We start from the raw sequence: 17,417 nt of genomic DNA, 5'->3' as shown, positions 1-17,417 counted from the left end.
AATAAAACAAACTATTTATATATAGGAAAACGATTACAAAGTGCAACAACTTTTTTATGCACTTCTTGTTCTATTTTACTGTTATCTCCATCTGAAGCATCAGCCAAAGCGGTAAGTACTTCGTTAATTAATAAGCCAATCTCACGGAATTCAACTTCTCCAAACCCACGAGACGTTCCAGCAGGACTTCCAAGACGAATACCAGAAGTAATAGCAGGTTTTTCTGGATCAAATGGAATAGCGTTTTTATTGGTGGTAATCCCTGCTCTTTCGAGGCTTTCTTCTGCTTGTTTCCCTGTTACTTTTTTAGGACGAAGATCAACTAATAATAAGTGACAATCAGTACCTTCGGTTACAATATCAAAACCACATTCAATTAAAGTTTCAGCTAAAACTTTTGCATTTTTAGCAACAGACTTTTGATATTCTTTGAATTCTGGACGTAATGCTTCACCAAAAGCAACCGCTTTGGCAGCAATGACATGCATTAATGGACCACCTTGCAATCCAGGAAATACAGCTGAATTAATTTTTTTAGCAAGATCAGGATTATTTGTAAGGATAATCCCTCCACGTGGTCCGCGTAAAGTTTTATGAGTTGTACTGGTCACGATATCAGCATAAGGCACTGGATTTGGAAATAATCCTGCAGCCACTAAGCCCGCAAAATGAGCCATATCAACCATCAGATATGCACCAACTTCATCTGCAATTTTGCGGAATCGTTCAAATTCGATGATACGAGGATATGCAGACCCTCCAGCAATAATTAATTTTGGTTTTTCTGCACGTGCAATTGCTTCCATCTCATCGTAATCAAGATATCCATCCTGACGGCGAATACCATATTGCAAAGCATTGAACCATTTCCCAGAGAAATTAGGAGCTGCCCCATGAGTTAAATGCCCACCAGAAGCCAGGTTCATTCCCAATACTTTTTCACCAGGCTTTACGGTCGCCATATAAGCTGCTAAATTTGCATTTGCGCCTGAGTGAGGCTGTACGTTAGCATATTCTGCACCAAAAATTTTCTTTAATCGTTCAATAGCAAGTGTTTCTACTTTATCAACTTCGACACATCCACCATAATAACGACGTCCAGAGTACCCTTCAGCATATTTATTGGTTAAAACACTTCCTTGAGCTTCTAAAACTGCTTGAGAGACAAGATTCTCACTAGCGATCAACTCGATACCGTCTTGTTGGCGAACAAGTTCACCATGAATAAACTGGCTTACTTCTGGGTCCGTGCTAGATAAATCAGAATTAAAAAACTGATTATAATTTTTTGTATCGGGCATTAACAAATTCCTGCTATTAAGACTAAAGGGTTTAATTAAATTTCGTCTATCTATATAAATAAATTATATTCTTAATTTTTTAAACATCAAAATTATAAAAAAAAGAATTTTAATCTTTGCTTTTTTTATTTTAAATAAAAGAATTTGATGCCTTCCCCTCTTTAAAGGAAAATATGCATATGGGAAAATTAGGTTTTGTCTCTTTATTCAGAAAGAAAAAAATAGAGTCACCTTCTGCTGATCACAATAGTCTAGCACGCGTTATTGGTATGCCCAGTCTTATTTTCTTTGGAGTTGGTGGAATTGTAGGAACAGGTTTATTCTCTATCACAGGAATTGCAGCTTCTGAACATGCAGGACCAGCGGTAATTTTATCCTTTTTTATTGGTGCTATTGCCTGTGCTTTTATAGGGTTATGTTATAGTGAACTAGCTGGAATGATAACAGTATCAGGCAGCTCCTACAGTTATACCTATATAGCTTATGGTGAGATTATTGCCTGGATGGTAGGATGGAATCTGGTATTAGAATATGCCGTTGGCGCAGGTGCCGTAGCCGTCAGTTGGTCCAAATATATGTTATCCCTACTCGAAGGATTTGGTATTCATCCTGATCAACGTTATATAGCATCTCCTTTTGAAACGATTAAGTTGGCTGATGGCACTGTTACGCATGGTATAATAAATCTGCCATCTATGGTTATTGTTATCATTCTTTCATTTGTATTAATGAAAGGTATAAGAGAATCGTTAACGTTAAATAATATAGTTGTGTTTATAAAAATATTCGTTGTAATCGCATTAATTGCGTTTGGTTTGCCTTATATTCATGCCAGTAACTTTGTCCCTTTTATCCCAGAAAATGTTGAAAATCAATTTGGCCATTTTGGTTACTCTGGAATTTTACAAGCCGCTGGTATGGTTATTTTTGCTTATATTGGTTTTGACAGTGTCTCTTCGACAGCACAAGAAGTTAAAGACCCTGCAAAAAATATTCCTAAAGCAATTTTAATTATTATTGCAACCTGTGCAATTATTTACGTTTTGTTTGCTTTTGTTATTGTTGGCCTCGTTTACTATAAAGATTTGGTTGGGGATGCTGCCCCTGTTGCAACTGCGATTAACCATACACCTTATGTATGGTTACAACCTGTTGTTAAATTCAGTATTTTATTTGGATATATTCCTATCTTGTTCCTTTTACTTATTGGACAAACGCGTGTGTTTTATTCATTGGCAAGAGATGGCCTTATTCCTACATTTTTTTCAAAAACGCATCCAAAATATAAAACCCCTTGTTATTCCCATATTTTCTTTATGATAATGATTTGTTTTCTATGTGCCTTTTTGCCGATGGATATTTTGGGAAATATGTGTTCCATTGGTGCCTTATTTGCCTTTGTTTTTGTGTGCTCTGGGGTCATAATTTTACGAAGAACTTATAAAGATTATCCCAGAACATTTAAAGCTCCTGGTGGCGATATTATTCCTGCAATTGGAGTTATAACAAGTTTAGTACTCATGTATTCGTTAAATGGATTAACGTGGACTATGATGTCTATTTGGTTAACAATTGGGTTAATCATTTATTTCAGTTATGGATACTGGCATAGCAAGCTAAATAAAAAACTTGAAAATATATAATTATAAAAATTAAAGTTAAAGGATATAATGATGATTGGTAATTTTCCATTAACACGCATGCGTCGTAATCGTTTAAATCAAACAACGCGTCGACTGGTTGCAGAAAACAAACTCAGCATCGATGATTTAATCTGGCCTATTTTTATCGTCGAAGGACAAAATATAGAAACAGAAGTTGCTTCAATGCCAGGCGTAAAACGCGTCTCTGTCGATCGTCTGGGGGCATATATTGAACCTGCTGCAAAATTAAATATTCCTGCACTGGCATTATTTCCTGTTACGTCCAAAGAAAAACGTGATCCAACGGGTTCAGAATCTTATAACCCAAACAATTTAATGTGCTCTGCTGCAAAAGAATTAAAAAAGCAATTTCCTGAAATGCTTTTAATTGGTGACGTTGCTTTAGATCCATATACCAGCCACGGACATGATGGCATTGTAAAAAACGGATATGTCGTCAATGATGAAACCGTAGAAGTCTTAATCAAACAATCTGTTAATCAAGCCCATGCTGGTATCGATATTATTGCACCATCTGATATGATGGATGGTCGTATTGGCTCTATTCGTCAAGCTTTGGATCAAGCAGGATTTATCGACACACAACTTATGTCTTATGCAGCAAAATATGCCAGCGTTTATTATGGACCTTTTAGGGATGCTTTGGAATCTGGTGGCTTATTAAAAGGCGACAAAAAAACGTATCAAATGGATCCAGCCAATCGTGGGGAAGCATTGGCAGAAGTTGAATTGGATATTAAAGAAGGGGCTGATTCCATTATTATTAAACCTGGAATGCCCTATTTGGACATTATTCGCTCTGTGCGTGATAAATTCGATATTCCAATCGTTAGCTACCAAGTATCTGGTGAATATGCCATGTTAATGGGGGCCATTCAAAACGGTTTCTTACAAAGAGAAGGCGCTATTTTAGAAACTTTACTATGCTTTAAACGCGCAGGTGCAAACGCCATTATGACTTATTTTGCATTAGAAGCAGCAAGATTATTAAAGGAATAATGTGATCAGATGCACCTTTACAATTAAAGGTGCATCATAGGACAAGATATAGAAACAAAAGAGTTACTTCGTAAAAAAAATATATTATTTGCGCTGAAGATCGTATTTCTTCCAAAGAATTCTCACCAGATATAGTTATTAATAAAGGTAGATATGAATTTTATGATATTGGAGCAGATTTTTTAATTATTCATAGTGCGGACGTTATTGATTTATCAATTGAATATTTTAGAAATTACTTTCGGTAAAAAAATATATTGATGATAATTGGAATCCTTTATTGATATCTCTTCTATCCTTTTTTATTTTTTTGATCTTTAAATTTAAATACAGACAGGTTTAGAACATTATCTTATTTGTTCTTAAACGTCCTATTATTAAAAAACCAATATACAATAAAAAGGATAAACAACCTATTACAGCGATAGAATTTGCAGATATCATGATTGATTTCTTAGAGAAATATCAAGCTGGATATCAATTTAAAACTGATTAGTTTTTATTCAATAAATCCTATTTATCTTATGCATAAGGATAATTGCTTTCAACAGGACGCATATCAAACAATAAGGTTTCAGCATTATCACCGTGACTAAAAGTCAACTGCCGCTCATGACGGATACGAGCCCCATCACCTGCATTAAAAACTAAATCATTGACTATTAAGCTACCTTTTGCGACATGAAGATAAACATAACGGTTTTCTGGAATGGTAAATATTGCTTGTTCTCTAGCATCAAATAAACCTGAGTATATCCTGATATCTTGACGTATATAAAGAGAGTTTTCCTCACCATCAGGTGATATAATCAACTTTAGTTTCCCCCTTTTCTCTTCTGGCGATAAAGAATGCTGTTGATAGTTAGGCTGAGTATTTTCTGTATTAGGCATCACCCAAATCTGTAAAGAATGCGTTTTATGAGAGTTTGATGGATTAAACTCGCTATGTGTTATTCCAGACCCTGCACTCATTAATTGGATATCACCTGCTTTGATAACCGATCCATTGCCCATTGAGTCTTTATGTTCCAAGGCACCCTCTAGGATATAAGTAAATATTTCCATATTTTTATGAGGATGTGTTCCAAAACCCTTGGATGCTGCTATTTGATCATCATTAATCACCAAAAGATCAGAAAATCCAATTTGCTCTGGATCCCAATAATGCGCAAAAGAAAAGCTAAACCTTGCTTTTAACCAACCATGGTCAGCCGAACCACGCTCGTGAGATAGTCTTTGTTCAATCATCATATTTCCATAATGTTATTGATATAATACACTATATATAACCATACGAAGTGACCGAATATAAGAGAATATCTGGTTAAAACTGTTTAAACCTATTCATACATAATCATTCCATAAAACGGCTTATGACAATAGCTGTAATAGTTTTCTCTTATCAGGCTTACCAATGACAGTTATCGGAATCTCGCTGATAATAATTATCTTTTTAGGCATTTGATAACGAGCAACCTTTGTTTTTAAGCAAATATATAATGCTTCTTTAGATAAATTTTTATCTGTTTCCAACACAACAAAAGCAATCAATCTTTGACCAAATTCAATATCAGGAACGACTAGAACAACAGCCTTTATAATAAAAGGATATGCCAGCAAAGTTTGTTCTAAGCTAAACGGATATACATTTTCGCCACCCGAAACAATCATGTCATCTACACGCCCCTGTAAATAATAATACCCATTTATATCCTTAGAAACCAAATCTCCCGTTACTATCCATGTTGTTCTTTGTATTGACCAAGCACATTGTATATAAAGCTCGCCTGCACCATCCCTGATAACTTGTCCATCCTTTACAATCTTAGCTTTTAATCCAGGAATTGGTTTGCCTATTGTTTTTGGAAATTGCAACAAATCAGTCGGCCTAGCAATCATACAAACCCCTGCCTCTGACGTGCCGTATAAATTAAATAAAATGTTTCCCAATATCCTCAACGTTTCGGTAACCAAAGATTCTGCAATGGCTGCACCACCAGTGATAATACATTGCAAAGAACGTAGCTTACGATCATCATGCCTCAGCATTCTGTTCAACATTAAAGGAACCAAAGTCACGACTTGTATTTGATGTTTTTCAATTAAATCACAAGCTTCATGGACTATAAATTTCTTTTTTAAATAACCCGTTGCGCCTAATATGACCGTCATACATAATGTTGCCATGCCAAATCCATGATAAATAGGCGTTGCAATATAAATAGTTCGATAACGATATAAATTTAATTGGGTGAGCAACTGATAAAAAGGAACTAAAAAATTACCCACTTTAGAAGATCGTTCAGCACTTTTAAACGCTCCCGTAGAACCGCTGGTCAATACAATGATCTTTGAAAAATGTGTTCTTTTTCTTTGAGTATTCGAAGGATAGATTTTTTCTTTTAATAAAGACTTAATCGATATTAAAGTGTCATGATCCATAAAAATGCTTTTTTCTAAAGGAACATATTCTATTTCAAAATCATGTATAACCCACTGAAACTGATGCTTTTCATGTAAACGTTGAAATTGTGCAGACGATATTTCTGCGTTTAATAAATAAATATCCGCTCCTAATACAGATAAAGCGAATAAACTGTGAATTAAATGTAAATGATTATAAGCAATGATTGCTATTTTTTGGTGTTTTTGAATAGTATAATGACAGTAAAATTGATCCGCCAAATGCTGAGATTTTAAATATAAATCGTGATAACTAATATGCGTAGTGTCATCTTGAAAAGCTATTCTATCGGGAAATAATTTCTGCGCAATATAAAGAAGCGCCATTAAATTCATACCAACAGTTGGAATGCTTTTAATCAAATACCAGATGCCTTTCAACGTCAGCAATTTGATTTGATAAAGTGCTTTAATCCCTTCCATTACTTTTATTCTTTAAATAAGATTGCATTAATTTTACCCATGATCTTGCAAAAAGAATGGACAAGAGCTGACCTGATAACGTCCACCAAGGTTTATAAGATGCTTTTTGATCAATTATGAGCTGACAAATATGATCAGCAGCCTGTTCTCGAGACATTGTCGGGGCATACTGATATGCCTGCGTTGGCTCTATCATCCGCGTTTTTACCAATGGTAAATAAGCAGTAGAAACAGTTACGCCCTTTATTAACAACTCTGCCTCGGCACAACGCAACCATTGATCAAAAGCAGCTTTAGAGGCTTGATATGCTGCCCAATAAGCAGTAGGAGCCAATAATACATTTACCGCAGAAACATTAATAAAATGCCCTTTATTGTTAATTAGTTGCGGTATTAAAGCAAAACATAACTTGACTGGTGCAAAATAATTTAGCTGCATTGTTCGTTGAAAATCATGAAAACGATCTAATGATTTCATCGTAGAACGACAAATAGATTTTCCTGCATTATTAATCACAATATCAACAGTGTATTTCTGCAAATAAAGTATAAATTGGTCAAGTTGTAATTCATCGGATAAATCAGCAGAAAACAGATGAATTGTTGCAGGTTTATTCTGTAATTCTTGCTGAATCTGTTGGAGCTTTTCTTTTGTCCTTGCCACGAGAATAAGATGACAGTCAATCTCAGACAATTGGCAACAAAGCTGTTCTCCAATTCCGAAACTCCCACCCGTAATAACAATGGTTTTCTTTTGTAGCTTATCAGCTAGTAAGGCTTTGTTTATTTTAACCCGTGGAAATAAAATGCTCTCTATTATGCCTATCAACTTATTTATATCCGTAAAGAAAATAATTCAAAGCTACATAATTAGAATCAAGCATACAAAACAAAATATATCTTATTTTCTATACTTGATTTATTAGAAAGATTATCCTCTTAACCAATTTGGTGATTTTTTACCAACACCTGCACGATTACCAACAAAATCTTTTAAATCTTCGAAATTCCGTTTACGGCTTTTCTCTGAAATTGTTAATCCTTCTTCAGCAGAGAAAATTGTTACAATTTTTGGTTTACCTTTACCAAGTTTTTGTAAAATAACGCCAGCACCTTTCTTTAACTCTGGAATTTGATCCAGTGGGAAAATAAGAAATTTACCTATCGTATTGGCAATTGCAACATAATCCCCCTTTATATACAAACAATAAATTGCTTTTTCATCATCTTTAAGATTTAAAATTTGCTTACCAATTTTACGATCCGTAGAGAGATTATTTCCCTCGGTAACAAATCCACGCCCACCATCAGACACTAATAAATATTTGCCGTTATCTTCTAAAACAAACAGAGCTAAAATCGTTGCATCGTTGGACAAATCTACTAATAACCGAATGGGTTGCCCATCCCCACGACCTCTGGGCAAATCAGAAACTTTAATATTGAAACTTTTACCATCACTGCCAAAGACACACAGGCGATCGTTACTTTGACATTCCAAAGACATTTGTAACTGATCCCCTTCTTTAAACTTTTGTAAGGATAAATCAAGACCATGCCCTTTTAACGCCTTAATCCATCCTTTTTGGGATAAAATTACCGTTAATGGTTCTCTTTCAACTTCTTCTAATACCTCAACCACATCAACTGCCTTGGGGGCTCCAGATATTAAAGTACGACGTTGTCCCAAGGGACCCGTTCCAAATTGCTTATTACCTTCTTTTAACTCTTGTGAAATTTTCTTCCAACATAAAGATTCATCATTTAACAGAATATTCAGTGCTTCTCTTTCAGCTGAAAGCTGATCATATTCATGACGAATGGCATCTTCCTCTAAACGACGCAAACTGCGTAAACGCATATTTAATATCGATTCAGATTGTAAATCAGTCAGTTTAAAAGTCTGCATCAAAACGGTCTTGACTTCGTCTTCTTCACGAATGATACGAATTACCTCATCTAAATTAAGGTAAACCGCTAATAATCCTTGTAATATCTCTAAACGACGTTCTAATGCGCTAAGGCGATGCTGGCTACGACGTACTAACACAATGTATCGATGATCCAGCCAAGCACGTAAAATATCTTTTAAACCCATTACTTTGGGAACAGCCTTGGAATCTAGAACGTTCATATTATAAGAAAAACGTCCTTCTAAAGCTGTCGCTTTAAATAATGATTCCATTAATACTTCTGGTTCAATCGTGCGATTTTTGGGTTCAATTACCAACCTCACTTCATCCGTGCTTTCATCGCGAATATCAGCCAGTAAATTCAGTTTTTTTTGCTCCATTAACGAAGCAATTTGCTCAATTAATTTAGATTTTTGAACTTGATAAGGGATTTCAGTAACAACCACTTGCCATGTTCCAAAACGCCCTTGCTCAACCTCCCAACGCGCTCTAAGGCGCAGTGATCCTCGCCCAACTTCATAGGTCTGAAGAATAATATCCTGATTTTCTACAATTATTCCACCTGTAGGGAAGTCAGGACCTTGCACAAATTGCAATAAGTCTTTGGTTGAAGCATCAGGCTTTTTAATTAAATGCATTGCAGCAGCGTAAAGCTCACCTGCGTTATGGGGGGGAATATTGGTTGCCATTCCTACAGCTATTCCGCTGGAACCATTGGCTAATAAATTAGGAAATGCCCCAGGGAGTACAATCGGCTCTTCTTCTTCACCATCATAGGTATCACGGAAATCAACAGCGTTTTCATCAATCCCTTCAAGCAATGCCTGAGCAATCATCGTCATCCGAGATTCAGTATAACGCATTGCAGCTGCGTTATCACCGTCAATAGAGCCAAAATTTCCTTGCCCTTCGACCAAAGGATATCTGACAGCAAATTCTTGAGCCAAACGCACCAATGCTTCATAAACAGAAGCATCTCCATGAGGATGATATTTACCAATAACATCCCCAACAATACGAGCACATTTTTTAAATCCCGATTTTGGATCCAACTTTAGTTGCCGCATCGCGAAAACTAAACGACGATGAACAGGCTTTAATCCATCCCTTACATCTGGTAAAGACCTAGACATAATCGTTGATAACGCATAAGCCAAATAGCGTTCGCTTAATGCCGTTGCCAATGGGGTTTCTTTAATCAAGCCTTCGTTTTCAATCGTCATTACCCAAGCTCTTATTCTTAAATGATAAAAATAGTTTCTTTATAGTTAAAATGTTAACCATAAAGTTTTTCAAGTAGTTATGTGTTTATTATAAATTTGATATTTTTAATAGTGAGTAATCATACAAACAATCTGCAATATATTCGACAAGGATTAAAATGAAAGATAAGTTTGAACAAATAACCTTTTTGGATGGTCTTATCAATCATGAATTTATATGTAAAATTAATTAGAATTAATATTATCGATAATATTTATTTTTCCACAAAACTGACAAGTTTATTTTATCTAATTTGTTTAGAGAGCATATAAAAATATCAAAGTAAAAATTATATTTCTTCGACTGCTTCCTCTAATTTTTATATTTCAAGCTCATGTTTTTTTCTTGAAGATACAATTTTACTCCAAAAAATAAATATGTTTAATAATTCATTATTGAATACACAAACCCATTAAGAAGAAACAATCTTTAATCCATCATATGCAACATCAACCCCTTGAGGAAGGTTATTTCTAAGCCATGTCCAATCCATATCAGGCCCCATATGGGTTAAAATCGTCCGTTCTGGGTTAATTTTTTCACGCCATTCTAAAACTTTATCTACCCACGCATGAGCGGGATGAGGCTCTCGTTGAAAACATCCAACAATCCACGTTTCAACCCCATCTAAAATATCAATACCATCTTGATAGATATCCATTACATCTGTACAATACGCTACAGAGCCACAACGGATTCCAAGTGTTTTCCCAAAACCATGACATTGTTCGAATGTCTGAATCTTTTCCTCTGCCACGATGAACACATCACCATATTCAACAATATTTACATCTAAAGCTGGACGAAAAAAATGCGGGGCTGTTGTCCAAGGTTTAAATGCATAAGCAAAGCGATTTTCAAGTTCTTGCAATGTTTCAGAGGTCGCATAAATTGAGATAGGTTTGCCAATCATACGGTTGATTGAACGTAACTCATCCAATCCCGCAATATGATCCGCGTGCGCATGTGTATAAATAACCGCATCTAACTTACTGATTTGTTCACGTAATAACTGTTCTCGAATATCAGGACCTGTATCAATAATAATCCGCTTACCAAGATTTGTGTCAATCACTATCGAAGAACGAGTGCGACGATTTTTCGTTTCCAAAGGATCGCAAGCCCCCCAGTCTCCTTTACCATCTTCCCCACCAACCATTGGCACACCACCTGAACCGCTGCACCCTAAAAAGGTTACTTTCATTCTTATTTTGCTTTCGTAAATAAATGATGAAAATTAGTGGTTGTTTGATCGACAAAATCGGGCTCGGACATACCTACTAATTCTGCAACATATTTTGCCGTATGCGCAACAAAAGCAGGCTCATTACGTTTTCCTCTATATGGAACAGGCGCTAAATAAGGTGAATCTGTTTCAACTAATAAACGATCTATTGGCAGTTGAACGATTATATCTCGTAATTCTTGAGCTTTCTTGAACGTCGCAATTCCAGAAATACTGATATATCCCCCCAGCTCTATTGCTGTTTGGGCCAAAGCAAGGCTAGACGTGAAACAATGAATCAGAAATGGAAAACTGCCATTATTCTTAGTTTCTTCTTGTAAAATTCTGGCAATATCATCATCAGCTTCACGAGCATGAATACAAACGGGTAATTGCGTTTTTTGTGCTGCTTGTATATGTGCTCTGAAAAATTCTTGCTGCTTGATAAATATACTTGGTTCACCATAAAAATAATCAAGCCCAGTTTCACCAATACCAATAACTTGCGGGTGATCTGTTGAGGCTGCAATTTCATCAGCAGTAGCAAAAACTTCATCTTTGACATACTCAGGATGCGTTCCAACAGTACACCATAATTTTAAATCAGGCCTAGCAAAACTTGTAATACGCTTTTGCACATCAGCTTTGGATATGCGTGTTCCAATAGTTACCACCTCTCCTAATTTTGCCTCCTCTGCATGATCTAACAGAGTTGCAATTTCTTCATCTGAAAAAAAATCAAGGTGGCAATGGGAATCAACTAAACGCATAAGAATTATTCAGCCTCTACAAAACGTGGGAAAATACCAGAAGGTGCAGGAAGTTCACGTCCAGCAGGAATAACCGTTTCAAGATCTGATAACTGGCGTTCAGATTCAGAAACACCCAATTGGGTCAATAACTTATCCATTGCCCCAGGTATAAATGGCTGTAAACAGGTTGCAATGATCCGCAATGTATCAACCAGAACCCGTAATACAACAGTCATTCTTTGGGGATCAGTCTTTTTTAATGTCCAAGGTGCTTGATGATCTATATAGGCATTTGAAGCACGAATAATTTTCCAAATGGTTTCCAAAGATTCATGCAATGCTTGACGGTCCATTTGTTCACGCAATAAGGTCGGTAACAATATCGCTTTTGATAATAAAGTCTCGTCATCTTGATGACGTTGACCAATTTCAGGGAGTTTTCCCTCGCAGTTTCGCATGACTTGAGAAAGCGTCCTTTGTGCCAGATTACCCAAATCATTTGCTAATTCGTTATTCATACGATTGATTAATGATTGTCGGCTGTAATCTCCATCGCCACCAAAAGGCACTTCACGTAACAAGAAAAAACGAACAGGATCTAAACCAAATTCTTGCACCAGTTTCAAGGGCTCAATAACATTCCCAACCGATTTACTCATTTTCTCACCTTCGACTGTCCACCAACCATGAGAATAAATACGTTTTGGAACCTCTAAACCAGCAGCCATTAAAAAGGCTGGCCAATAAAGTGCATGGAAACGAGAGATTTCTTTACCGACCAAATGCAAATCAGCAGGCCAAAACCGCCACAGATCAGAACTTTTTATATTTGGATAACCTAAAGCCGAAATATAGTTCGTTAAAGCATCAAACCAAACATACATAACATGGTCATCATCACCTGGAACAGGTATGCCCCATTTAAAGCTCGTACGGCTAACAGATAAATCCCGTAATCCAGATTTAATAAAGCTTAACAGCTCATTACGACGACTTTCTGGTCCTATAAATTTAGGATTTTGTTCATAAAATTCTAATAATTTATCTTGCCATGCAGACAGTTTAAAAAAGTAAGAAGGCTCTTTTAACCATTTTACTTCGGCCCCTGTCGGAGCAATTTTTTTTCCTTCTTGTGTCGTTGTAAGTTCATCTTCGCCATAATAACATTCATCACGTAAAGAATACCACCCCTCATAAGCACCAAGATAAATATGACCTGCGTCTGCTATTTTTTGCCATAGCGCTTGACAGCTTTTGATATGACGCTCTTCTGTCGTGCGGATAAAATCATCATAAGAAACATTGAGTTGGTCAGCCATATTTCGAAATTGTGCAGACACCATCGTTGCAAAATTCTGTGCTGATTGACCTTTATCCTGCGCTGCTTGTTCTACCTTTTGTCCATGTTCATCTGTACCCGTTAAAAAAAACACATCATAACCGTCTAGACGTTTAAAACGAGCCAAAACATCAGCAGCTATAGACGTATAAGCATGACCAACGTGCGGAGCCCCATTCACATAGTAAATCGGGGTAGTAATCATATAATGAGGTTTCATAGTTCACTTACAAGGTTAAATTCAGAAATAAGGGTCTGTTTCTTATCCAGATTAAAAGATTCGGCTTCTTTATGCCACTTTAAAAGTGTTTGCCATATTTCTATCCATTGCGAAATAGGTCGCATAGGATGTCCAAATTCGTTTTTTTGCGTTTGCACAGCTTGTCGGATGCGTAAAGCGATCGCATCGGTTAATAAATTTAAAAAAAGTGTAAAGCCATTTTCTTTTTGTAAGATTAAATCAGCTTGTTGATACATATCTTTACTTTTAAATGAGTGGTTTAAAAGATTTTCAACAATATCTTTTATATTTAAATGCCCACTTTCCAAAAGTTGTAACGCTTTTCCTAAAGAGCCCTCCGCAAGTTGAATAACTTTATTTTTATCTATTTCGGATAATTGAGGGGCTAATATAGATAATCCTTGTTCCATTTCTTCTGTTGATAATCCGCGCAAACTCATCTTACGGCAACGACTTAAAATTGTCGGTAGCAAACGGTTAGGGTGTGTCGTAATCAGAAATAATAAAGCGCCTTTGGGTGGCTCCTCTAACAATTTTAATAAGCTATTTGCCGCATTACGATTCATTAAATCTGCATCTTCAATAACAACAATGCGCCACCCACCCTCTGCTGGAGTCAGGCGTAAGAATTCTCCAACGGCTTTAATATCATCTATAAGAATTTCAGAACGTAATCGGTTTTTTTTTTCATCTAAGCGACGAGCAACGACTAATAAATCAGCATGGCTTCCTGCTTTGATCCGGCTAATTGCTGCTGGACTATTTCCTAAAATCAATCGAACTAAATGATAAACAAAAGTTGCCTTTCCGATCCCTTCTTCACCATTAATTAACCAAGCATGATGCAACTTATTTTGCGCAATCGCTTGCTGAAAATAAGCATACTCTTTTTTATGCCCCCATAAATGATCATTTTCTCTGGGTTTCATTGCTTTAATTCGAATAGTTTCTGAGACACAATATCATAAACATCTCGATGAATCGCTTCCATATCTCTGTGAGCATCGATTCTAACGCATCGATCAGAATTATCCATCATAATTTGTTTAAATCCATTTAAAACACGATAATGGAAATTCTCATCAAGTTGCTCATATCGATCTACTCTACCTTGACGGGCACGGCACCGTTCCCTCATAATATCATAAGGAGCTTCGAAAATCAAAGTAAGGTCAGGCTGCAATGCAATAAGATTGGAAAGATTGCTAATATATCGAATTAAATCTTTATCGCCATTACCTAATCCATAGCCTTGATATGCCTTTGTTGAATCGATATATCGATCACATATAACAACATAACCTTGGCTCAAAGCAGGCTTGATAATTTGATCAACATGATCGCAACGCGCTGTAAAATGCGCCATAATTTCAGAACGTAAAGAAAATGAATACCCCCCGAACAGTAAAAGCTCTCGAATAGCTTCCGCCCCCTTTGTACCACCAGGTTCTCTGGTCAATAAAACTTTTCGGCCTTCTCTTTCAAATGCTTCATATAATCGTTGGGCTTGTGTCGATTTGCCAGCCCCTTCTCCACCTTCGAAAGTAATCATATATCCTGTCATAACCGTATAATACTTTCCTATTAATCTTATAAAATGGAAGATAGAAATAATATCTTACCTTCCATTAATGAAAGAATTATGGTTTCTTTCCGAAATGATAGCCTATATTTTTAAACGTTCGAGAAATTAGACCTGACTTTGGCACAGATTCTCCTGCAATAACAGGAATTTGGATAGCCTGCCCACCATTTTCAACTGATAATGATGCTTGCACAACTTGTCCTTTGGTAATAGGGGCTGCAATAGGTACGTTATAATCTAAAGAAATCTTCATTTTATTACGCCAACCAACAGGAAGGGTCATTAACAAATCTTCACCCGCAACTAATGACACTGTTGGAGATGTTCCCATCCACACAGGTGCGGTTTCAATGACTTCGCCTTTGTTGAACAATTTTACATTTTCAAACTGATTAAAACCCCACTGTAATAAACGTTCACATTCATGTGCACGTTCATTCATAGATGACATTCCATTAGCAACCAATATAATACGACGACCATTGCGTTCAGAGCTGGCGCATAATCCATATCCGCCTGCAGAGGTATGGCCGGTTTTTAAACCGTCAGCCAACCCTTTATCGACCAAGACATTACGATTACCTTGAGTGATTTTATTATAAGTAAATTCTTTTTCAGAAAAAAAATGATAATATTGAGGATAATCGTGTATTAAATGATAGGCTATTAACGCAATATCATGTGCAGACATTAAATGATTATCATCAGGCCAGCCTGTGCAATTCATAAAACGCGTATTTTTAAGACCTAATTTTGGTGCCCAATCATTCATAATAGCAACAAATTGTTGTTCTGATCCAGCTATTCCTTCAGCCAAAACGATACAAGCATCATTCCCTGATTGAATAATCACCCCTTGAATAAGATCCTGCACAGATACTTGTGCATTGAGTGGGACAAACATCTTTGAGCCTTGCATTCTCCATGCTTTCTCGCTGACAGGTAAGAGTTGATCCAGTTTTATACGACCAGTACTCAACATTGCAAACACAACGTAACATGTCATTATCTTTGTTAATGAAGATGGATGCATTGGCTGATCTGCTTGCTTGTCCAACAAAACAGTACCAGTATTATAATCCATAATAAATGCGTATTGCGCACTGGTATCAAAAGGGCCTATCGGTGTATTAGCAGGAGGGCCATTTGAAATTGCAGGCTGAGCTGCAATACTAGCAGCAGTTTTCTTTTTACGTTGGGTGGTTTTTGCCTCAGCAGGAGAGGAATTGATTACAGCCAAAGAAAACGCAAGGCCACTAGCACCAGTTAATAATGATCTACGAGTTTGCACGCTTATTCTATCCCTATTCAACGATGATTTTGGCACCTTTTATGCCAGATTTTAATAAAGAATCCAAATTTTGATCTGCTTGTTCTACACTGCTATACGGTCCAGAGCGAACCCTGATAACACGACGTCCCCCAGTATAGGTATTTACCAAACGACCACCCATTCTTGCGGCTAAACGATTAGCATAAACACTTGATGTAAACGAACCACCATCAATCCAAAGCTGACCATTTGTTGCAGCCCCTTGACGATATTGTGCGGGCAATTCTTCTAATGGCGTTAATGCTTGCACATTGTTCTCTTGAGGTTGTTCAAGATGACGTGTATCCGATTTCAAAGGTTGAGTTCCATCTAAACTCTCAACTTTGATGGTTTCCAAAGGCGCTGTACTGACTTGCATCTGTGTCTGAGGACCATTAGGTAATTTAAATGCAAGATCTTGGCTTCGTTTCTCATCTTCGATAATTTCAACTTTAGCCACAGAACCTTTTACTAAACCAAGCAAACTTGCCGCTTTTGGAGTTAACTCCAATATCCGATCTGTTGTAGAAGCTGGACGATCATTTAACCGAATAGTAATTTCTCTACCATTATCCATATTTCGCACTTGGACAATTGCAGGAAGTTGTAAGGTTTGATGAGCACCTGTCATAGACTGCGCATCATAGATTTCTCCATCTGCAGTAATTTGTTTTCCGCTTTTAGAAGAAACAACCGCAATGCCTGTCCCTTTATAAGCAAAATTTTCCTCTGGGTAAATCCAACGATTACCTAATTGATAAGGTTGTCCAACCTCATAATGAAGCTTTGCGGTTTTTAAAGCTGCATCATCAACATTTTTGTTGCATGAAGATAACAAAAAAGCAGCACATAAAAAACCAGATATTTTAATTACCGAATAGTTCACAGCATATACAGCCATTCAAAAAGATAAAATTAGACTAAGCTTTACGCTTCT

At 36.5% G+C, this 17,417-nt stretch carries 14 protein-coding genes; 2 read left to right on the top strand and 12 right to left on the bottom strand.

Translation table 11 applies throughout. The features are described from left to right. Positions 1-11: 11 nt before the first annotated feature. On the bottom strand, positions 12-1,301 hold the full coding sequence (gene glyA / locus COMX_RS03110; protein ID WP_034336859.1) for a serine hydroxymethyltransferase: 1,290 nt from the start codon (positions 1,299-1,301) through the stop codon (positions 12-14). A gap of 179 nt (positions 1,302-1,480) precedes the next feature. On the opposite strand from glyA, the gene COMX_RS03105 reads away from it, so the two are divergent. Both COMX_RS03105 and hemB read left to right on the top strand, forming a co-directional pair. Then, positions 1,481-2,944 carry an amino acid permease gene (locus tag COMX_RS03105; protein WP_034336856.1) on the top strand — a complete coding sequence of 488 codons (1,464 nt, stop codon included), beginning with the start codon at positions 1,481-1,483 and terminating at the stop codon, positions 2,942-2,944. A 27-nt stretch (positions 2,945-2,971) separates the two neighbouring features. Then, positions 2,972-3,964 carry a porphobilinogen synthase gene (gene hemB / locus COMX_RS03100; RefSeq protein ID WP_034336854.1) on the top strand — a complete coding sequence of 331 codons (993 nt, stop codon included), beginning with the start codon at positions 2,972-2,974 and terminating at the stop codon, positions 3,962-3,964. A 522-nt stretch (positions 3,965-4,486) separates the two neighbouring features. Here the strand turns inward: hemB and COMX_RS03095 are convergent. The 11 genes from COMX_RS03095 to COMX_RS03045 form a co-directional block, all read right to left on the bottom strand. Continuing rightward, positions 4,487-5,212, bottom strand: a complete 726-nt coding sequence (locus COMX_RS03095; RefSeq protein WP_034336852.1) for a pirin family protein — start codon at positions 5,210-5,212, stop codon at positions 4,487-4,489. 123 nt (positions 5,213-5,335) lie between these two features. Further along, entirely contained in the window at positions 5,336-6,850 is a 1,515-nt protein-coding gene (locus tag COMX_RS03090) for an AMP-binding protein (RefSeq protein ID WP_034336849.1), read from the bottom strand. Next, complete coding sequence (locus COMX_RS03085) at positions 6,837-7,679, bottom strand: SDR family NAD(P)-dependent oxidoreductase (protein ID WP_084051502.1); 843 nt, start codon at positions 7,677-7,679, stop codon at positions 6,837-6,839. Before COMX_RS03085 ends, COMX_RS03090 begins: the two co-directional genes overlap by 14 nt. Before the next feature lie 102 nt (positions 7,680-7,781). Continuing rightward, a complete protein-coding gene (gene parC, locus COMX_RS03080; protein WP_034336846.1) occupies positions 7,782-9,986 on the bottom strand; it encodes a DNA topoisomerase IV subunit A in 2,205 nt (734 codons plus the stop codon). Between the two features lie 452 nt (positions 9,987-10,438). Then, a complete protein-coding gene (locus COMX_RS03075) occupies positions 10,439-11,230 on the bottom strand; it encodes an MBL fold metallo-hydrolase (protein ID WP_034336843.1) in 792 nt (263 codons plus the stop codon). A gap of 2 nt (positions 11,231-11,232) precedes the next feature. Beyond that, complete coding sequence (locus COMX_RS03070; protein WP_034336840.1) at positions 11,233-12,021, bottom strand: TatD family hydrolase; 789 nt, start codon at positions 12,019-12,021, stop codon at positions 11,233-11,235. A 5-nt stretch (positions 12,022-12,026) separates the two neighbouring features. Beyond that, positions 12,027-13,562: a methionine--tRNA ligase gene (gene metG / locus COMX_RS03065; protein ID WP_034336837.1), complete on the bottom strand. Its 1,536-nt coding sequence runs from the start codon at positions 13,560-13,562 to the stop codon at positions 12,027-12,029. After that, positions 13,559-14,512, bottom strand: a complete 954-nt coding sequence (locus COMX_RS03060; RefSeq protein ID WP_034336835.1) for a DNA polymerase III subunit delta' — start codon at positions 14,510-14,512, stop codon at positions 13,559-13,561. Before COMX_RS03060 ends, metG begins: the two co-directional genes overlap by 4 nt. Continuing rightward, a complete protein-coding gene (gene tmk / locus COMX_RS03055) occupies positions 14,509-15,147 on the bottom strand; it encodes a dTMP kinase (protein WP_034336832.1) in 639 nt (212 codons plus the stop codon). Before tmk ends, COMX_RS03060 begins: the two co-directional genes overlap by 4 nt. A 76-nt stretch (positions 15,148-15,223) precedes the next feature. Next, the gene (locus COMX_RS03050) at positions 15,224-16,459 is read right to left on the bottom strand and encodes a D-alanyl-D-alanine carboxypeptidase family protein (RefSeq protein ID WP_084051501.1); all 1,236 of its coding nucleotides are present in this window, start codon (positions 16,457-16,459) and stop codon (positions 15,224-15,226) included. Positions 16,460-16,472: 13 nt separating this feature from the next. After that, positions 16,473-17,366 (bottom strand): septal ring lytic transglycosylase RlpA family protein, encoded by an 894-nt coding sequence (locus tag COMX_RS03045; RefSeq protein ID WP_161631842.1) that lies wholly within the window; start codon positions 17,364-17,366, stop codon positions 16,473-16,475. Positions 17,367-17,417: the final 51 nt, after the last annotated feature.

It is taken from the genome of Commensalibacter papalotli (ex Servin-Garciduenas et al. 2014), from assembly GCF_000527695.1.
GTDB classification, from domain to species: Bacteria; Pseudomonadota; Alphaproteobacteria; order Acetobacterales; family Acetobacteraceae; genus Commensalibacter; species Commensalibacter papalotli.
Note: the sequence above shows the minus strand (reverse complement) of the source record. Positions and strands in the feature narration are given on the sequence as shown.

What these genes read in the sequence shown, in the direction of transcription:
- hemB (WP_034336854.1), top strand. Translation starts at nt 2,972, where the DNA reads ATGATGATTGGTAATTTTCCATTAACACGCATGCGTCGTAATCGTTTA.
- parC (WP_034336846.1), bottom strand. Translation starts at nt 9,986, where the DNA reads ATGACGATTGAAAACGAAGGCTTGATTAAAGAAACCCCATTGGCAACG.
- COMX_RS03090 (WP_034336849.1), bottom strand. Translation starts at nt 6,850, where the DNA reads ATGGAAGGGATTAAAGCACTTTATCAAATCAAATTGCTGACGTTGAAA.
- metG (WP_034336837.1), bottom strand. Translation starts at nt 13,562, where the DNA reads ATGAAACCTCATTATATGATTACTACCCCGATTTACTATGTGAATGGG.
- COMX_RS03095 (WP_034336852.1), bottom strand. Translation starts at nt 5,212, where the DNA reads ATGATTGAACAAAGACTATCTCACGAGCGTGGTTCGGCTGACCATGGT.
- glyA (WP_034336859.1), bottom strand. Translation starts at nt 1,301, where the DNA reads ATGCCCGATACAAAAAATTATAATCAGTTTTTTAATTCTGATTTATCT.
- COMX_RS03070 (WP_034336840.1), bottom strand. Translation starts at nt 12,021, where the DNA reads ATGCGTTTAGTTGATTCCCATTGCCACCTTGATTTTTTTTCAGATGAA.
- COMX_RS03060 (WP_034336835.1), bottom strand. Translation starts at nt 14,512, where the DNA reads ATGAAACCCAGAGAAAATGATCATTTATGGGGGCATAAAAAAGAGTAT.
- COMX_RS03075 (WP_034336843.1), bottom strand. Translation starts at nt 11,230, where the DNA reads ATGAAAGTAACCTTTTTAGGGTGCAGCGGTTCAGGTGGTGTGCCAATG.
- tmk (WP_034336832.1), bottom strand. Translation starts at nt 15,147, where the DNA reads ATGACAGGATATATGATTACTTTCGAAGGTGGAGAAGGGGCTGGCAAA.
- COMX_RS03105 (WP_034336856.1), top strand. Translation starts at nt 1,481, where the DNA reads ATGGGAAAATTAGGTTTTGTCTCTTTATTCAGAAAGAAAAAAATAGAG.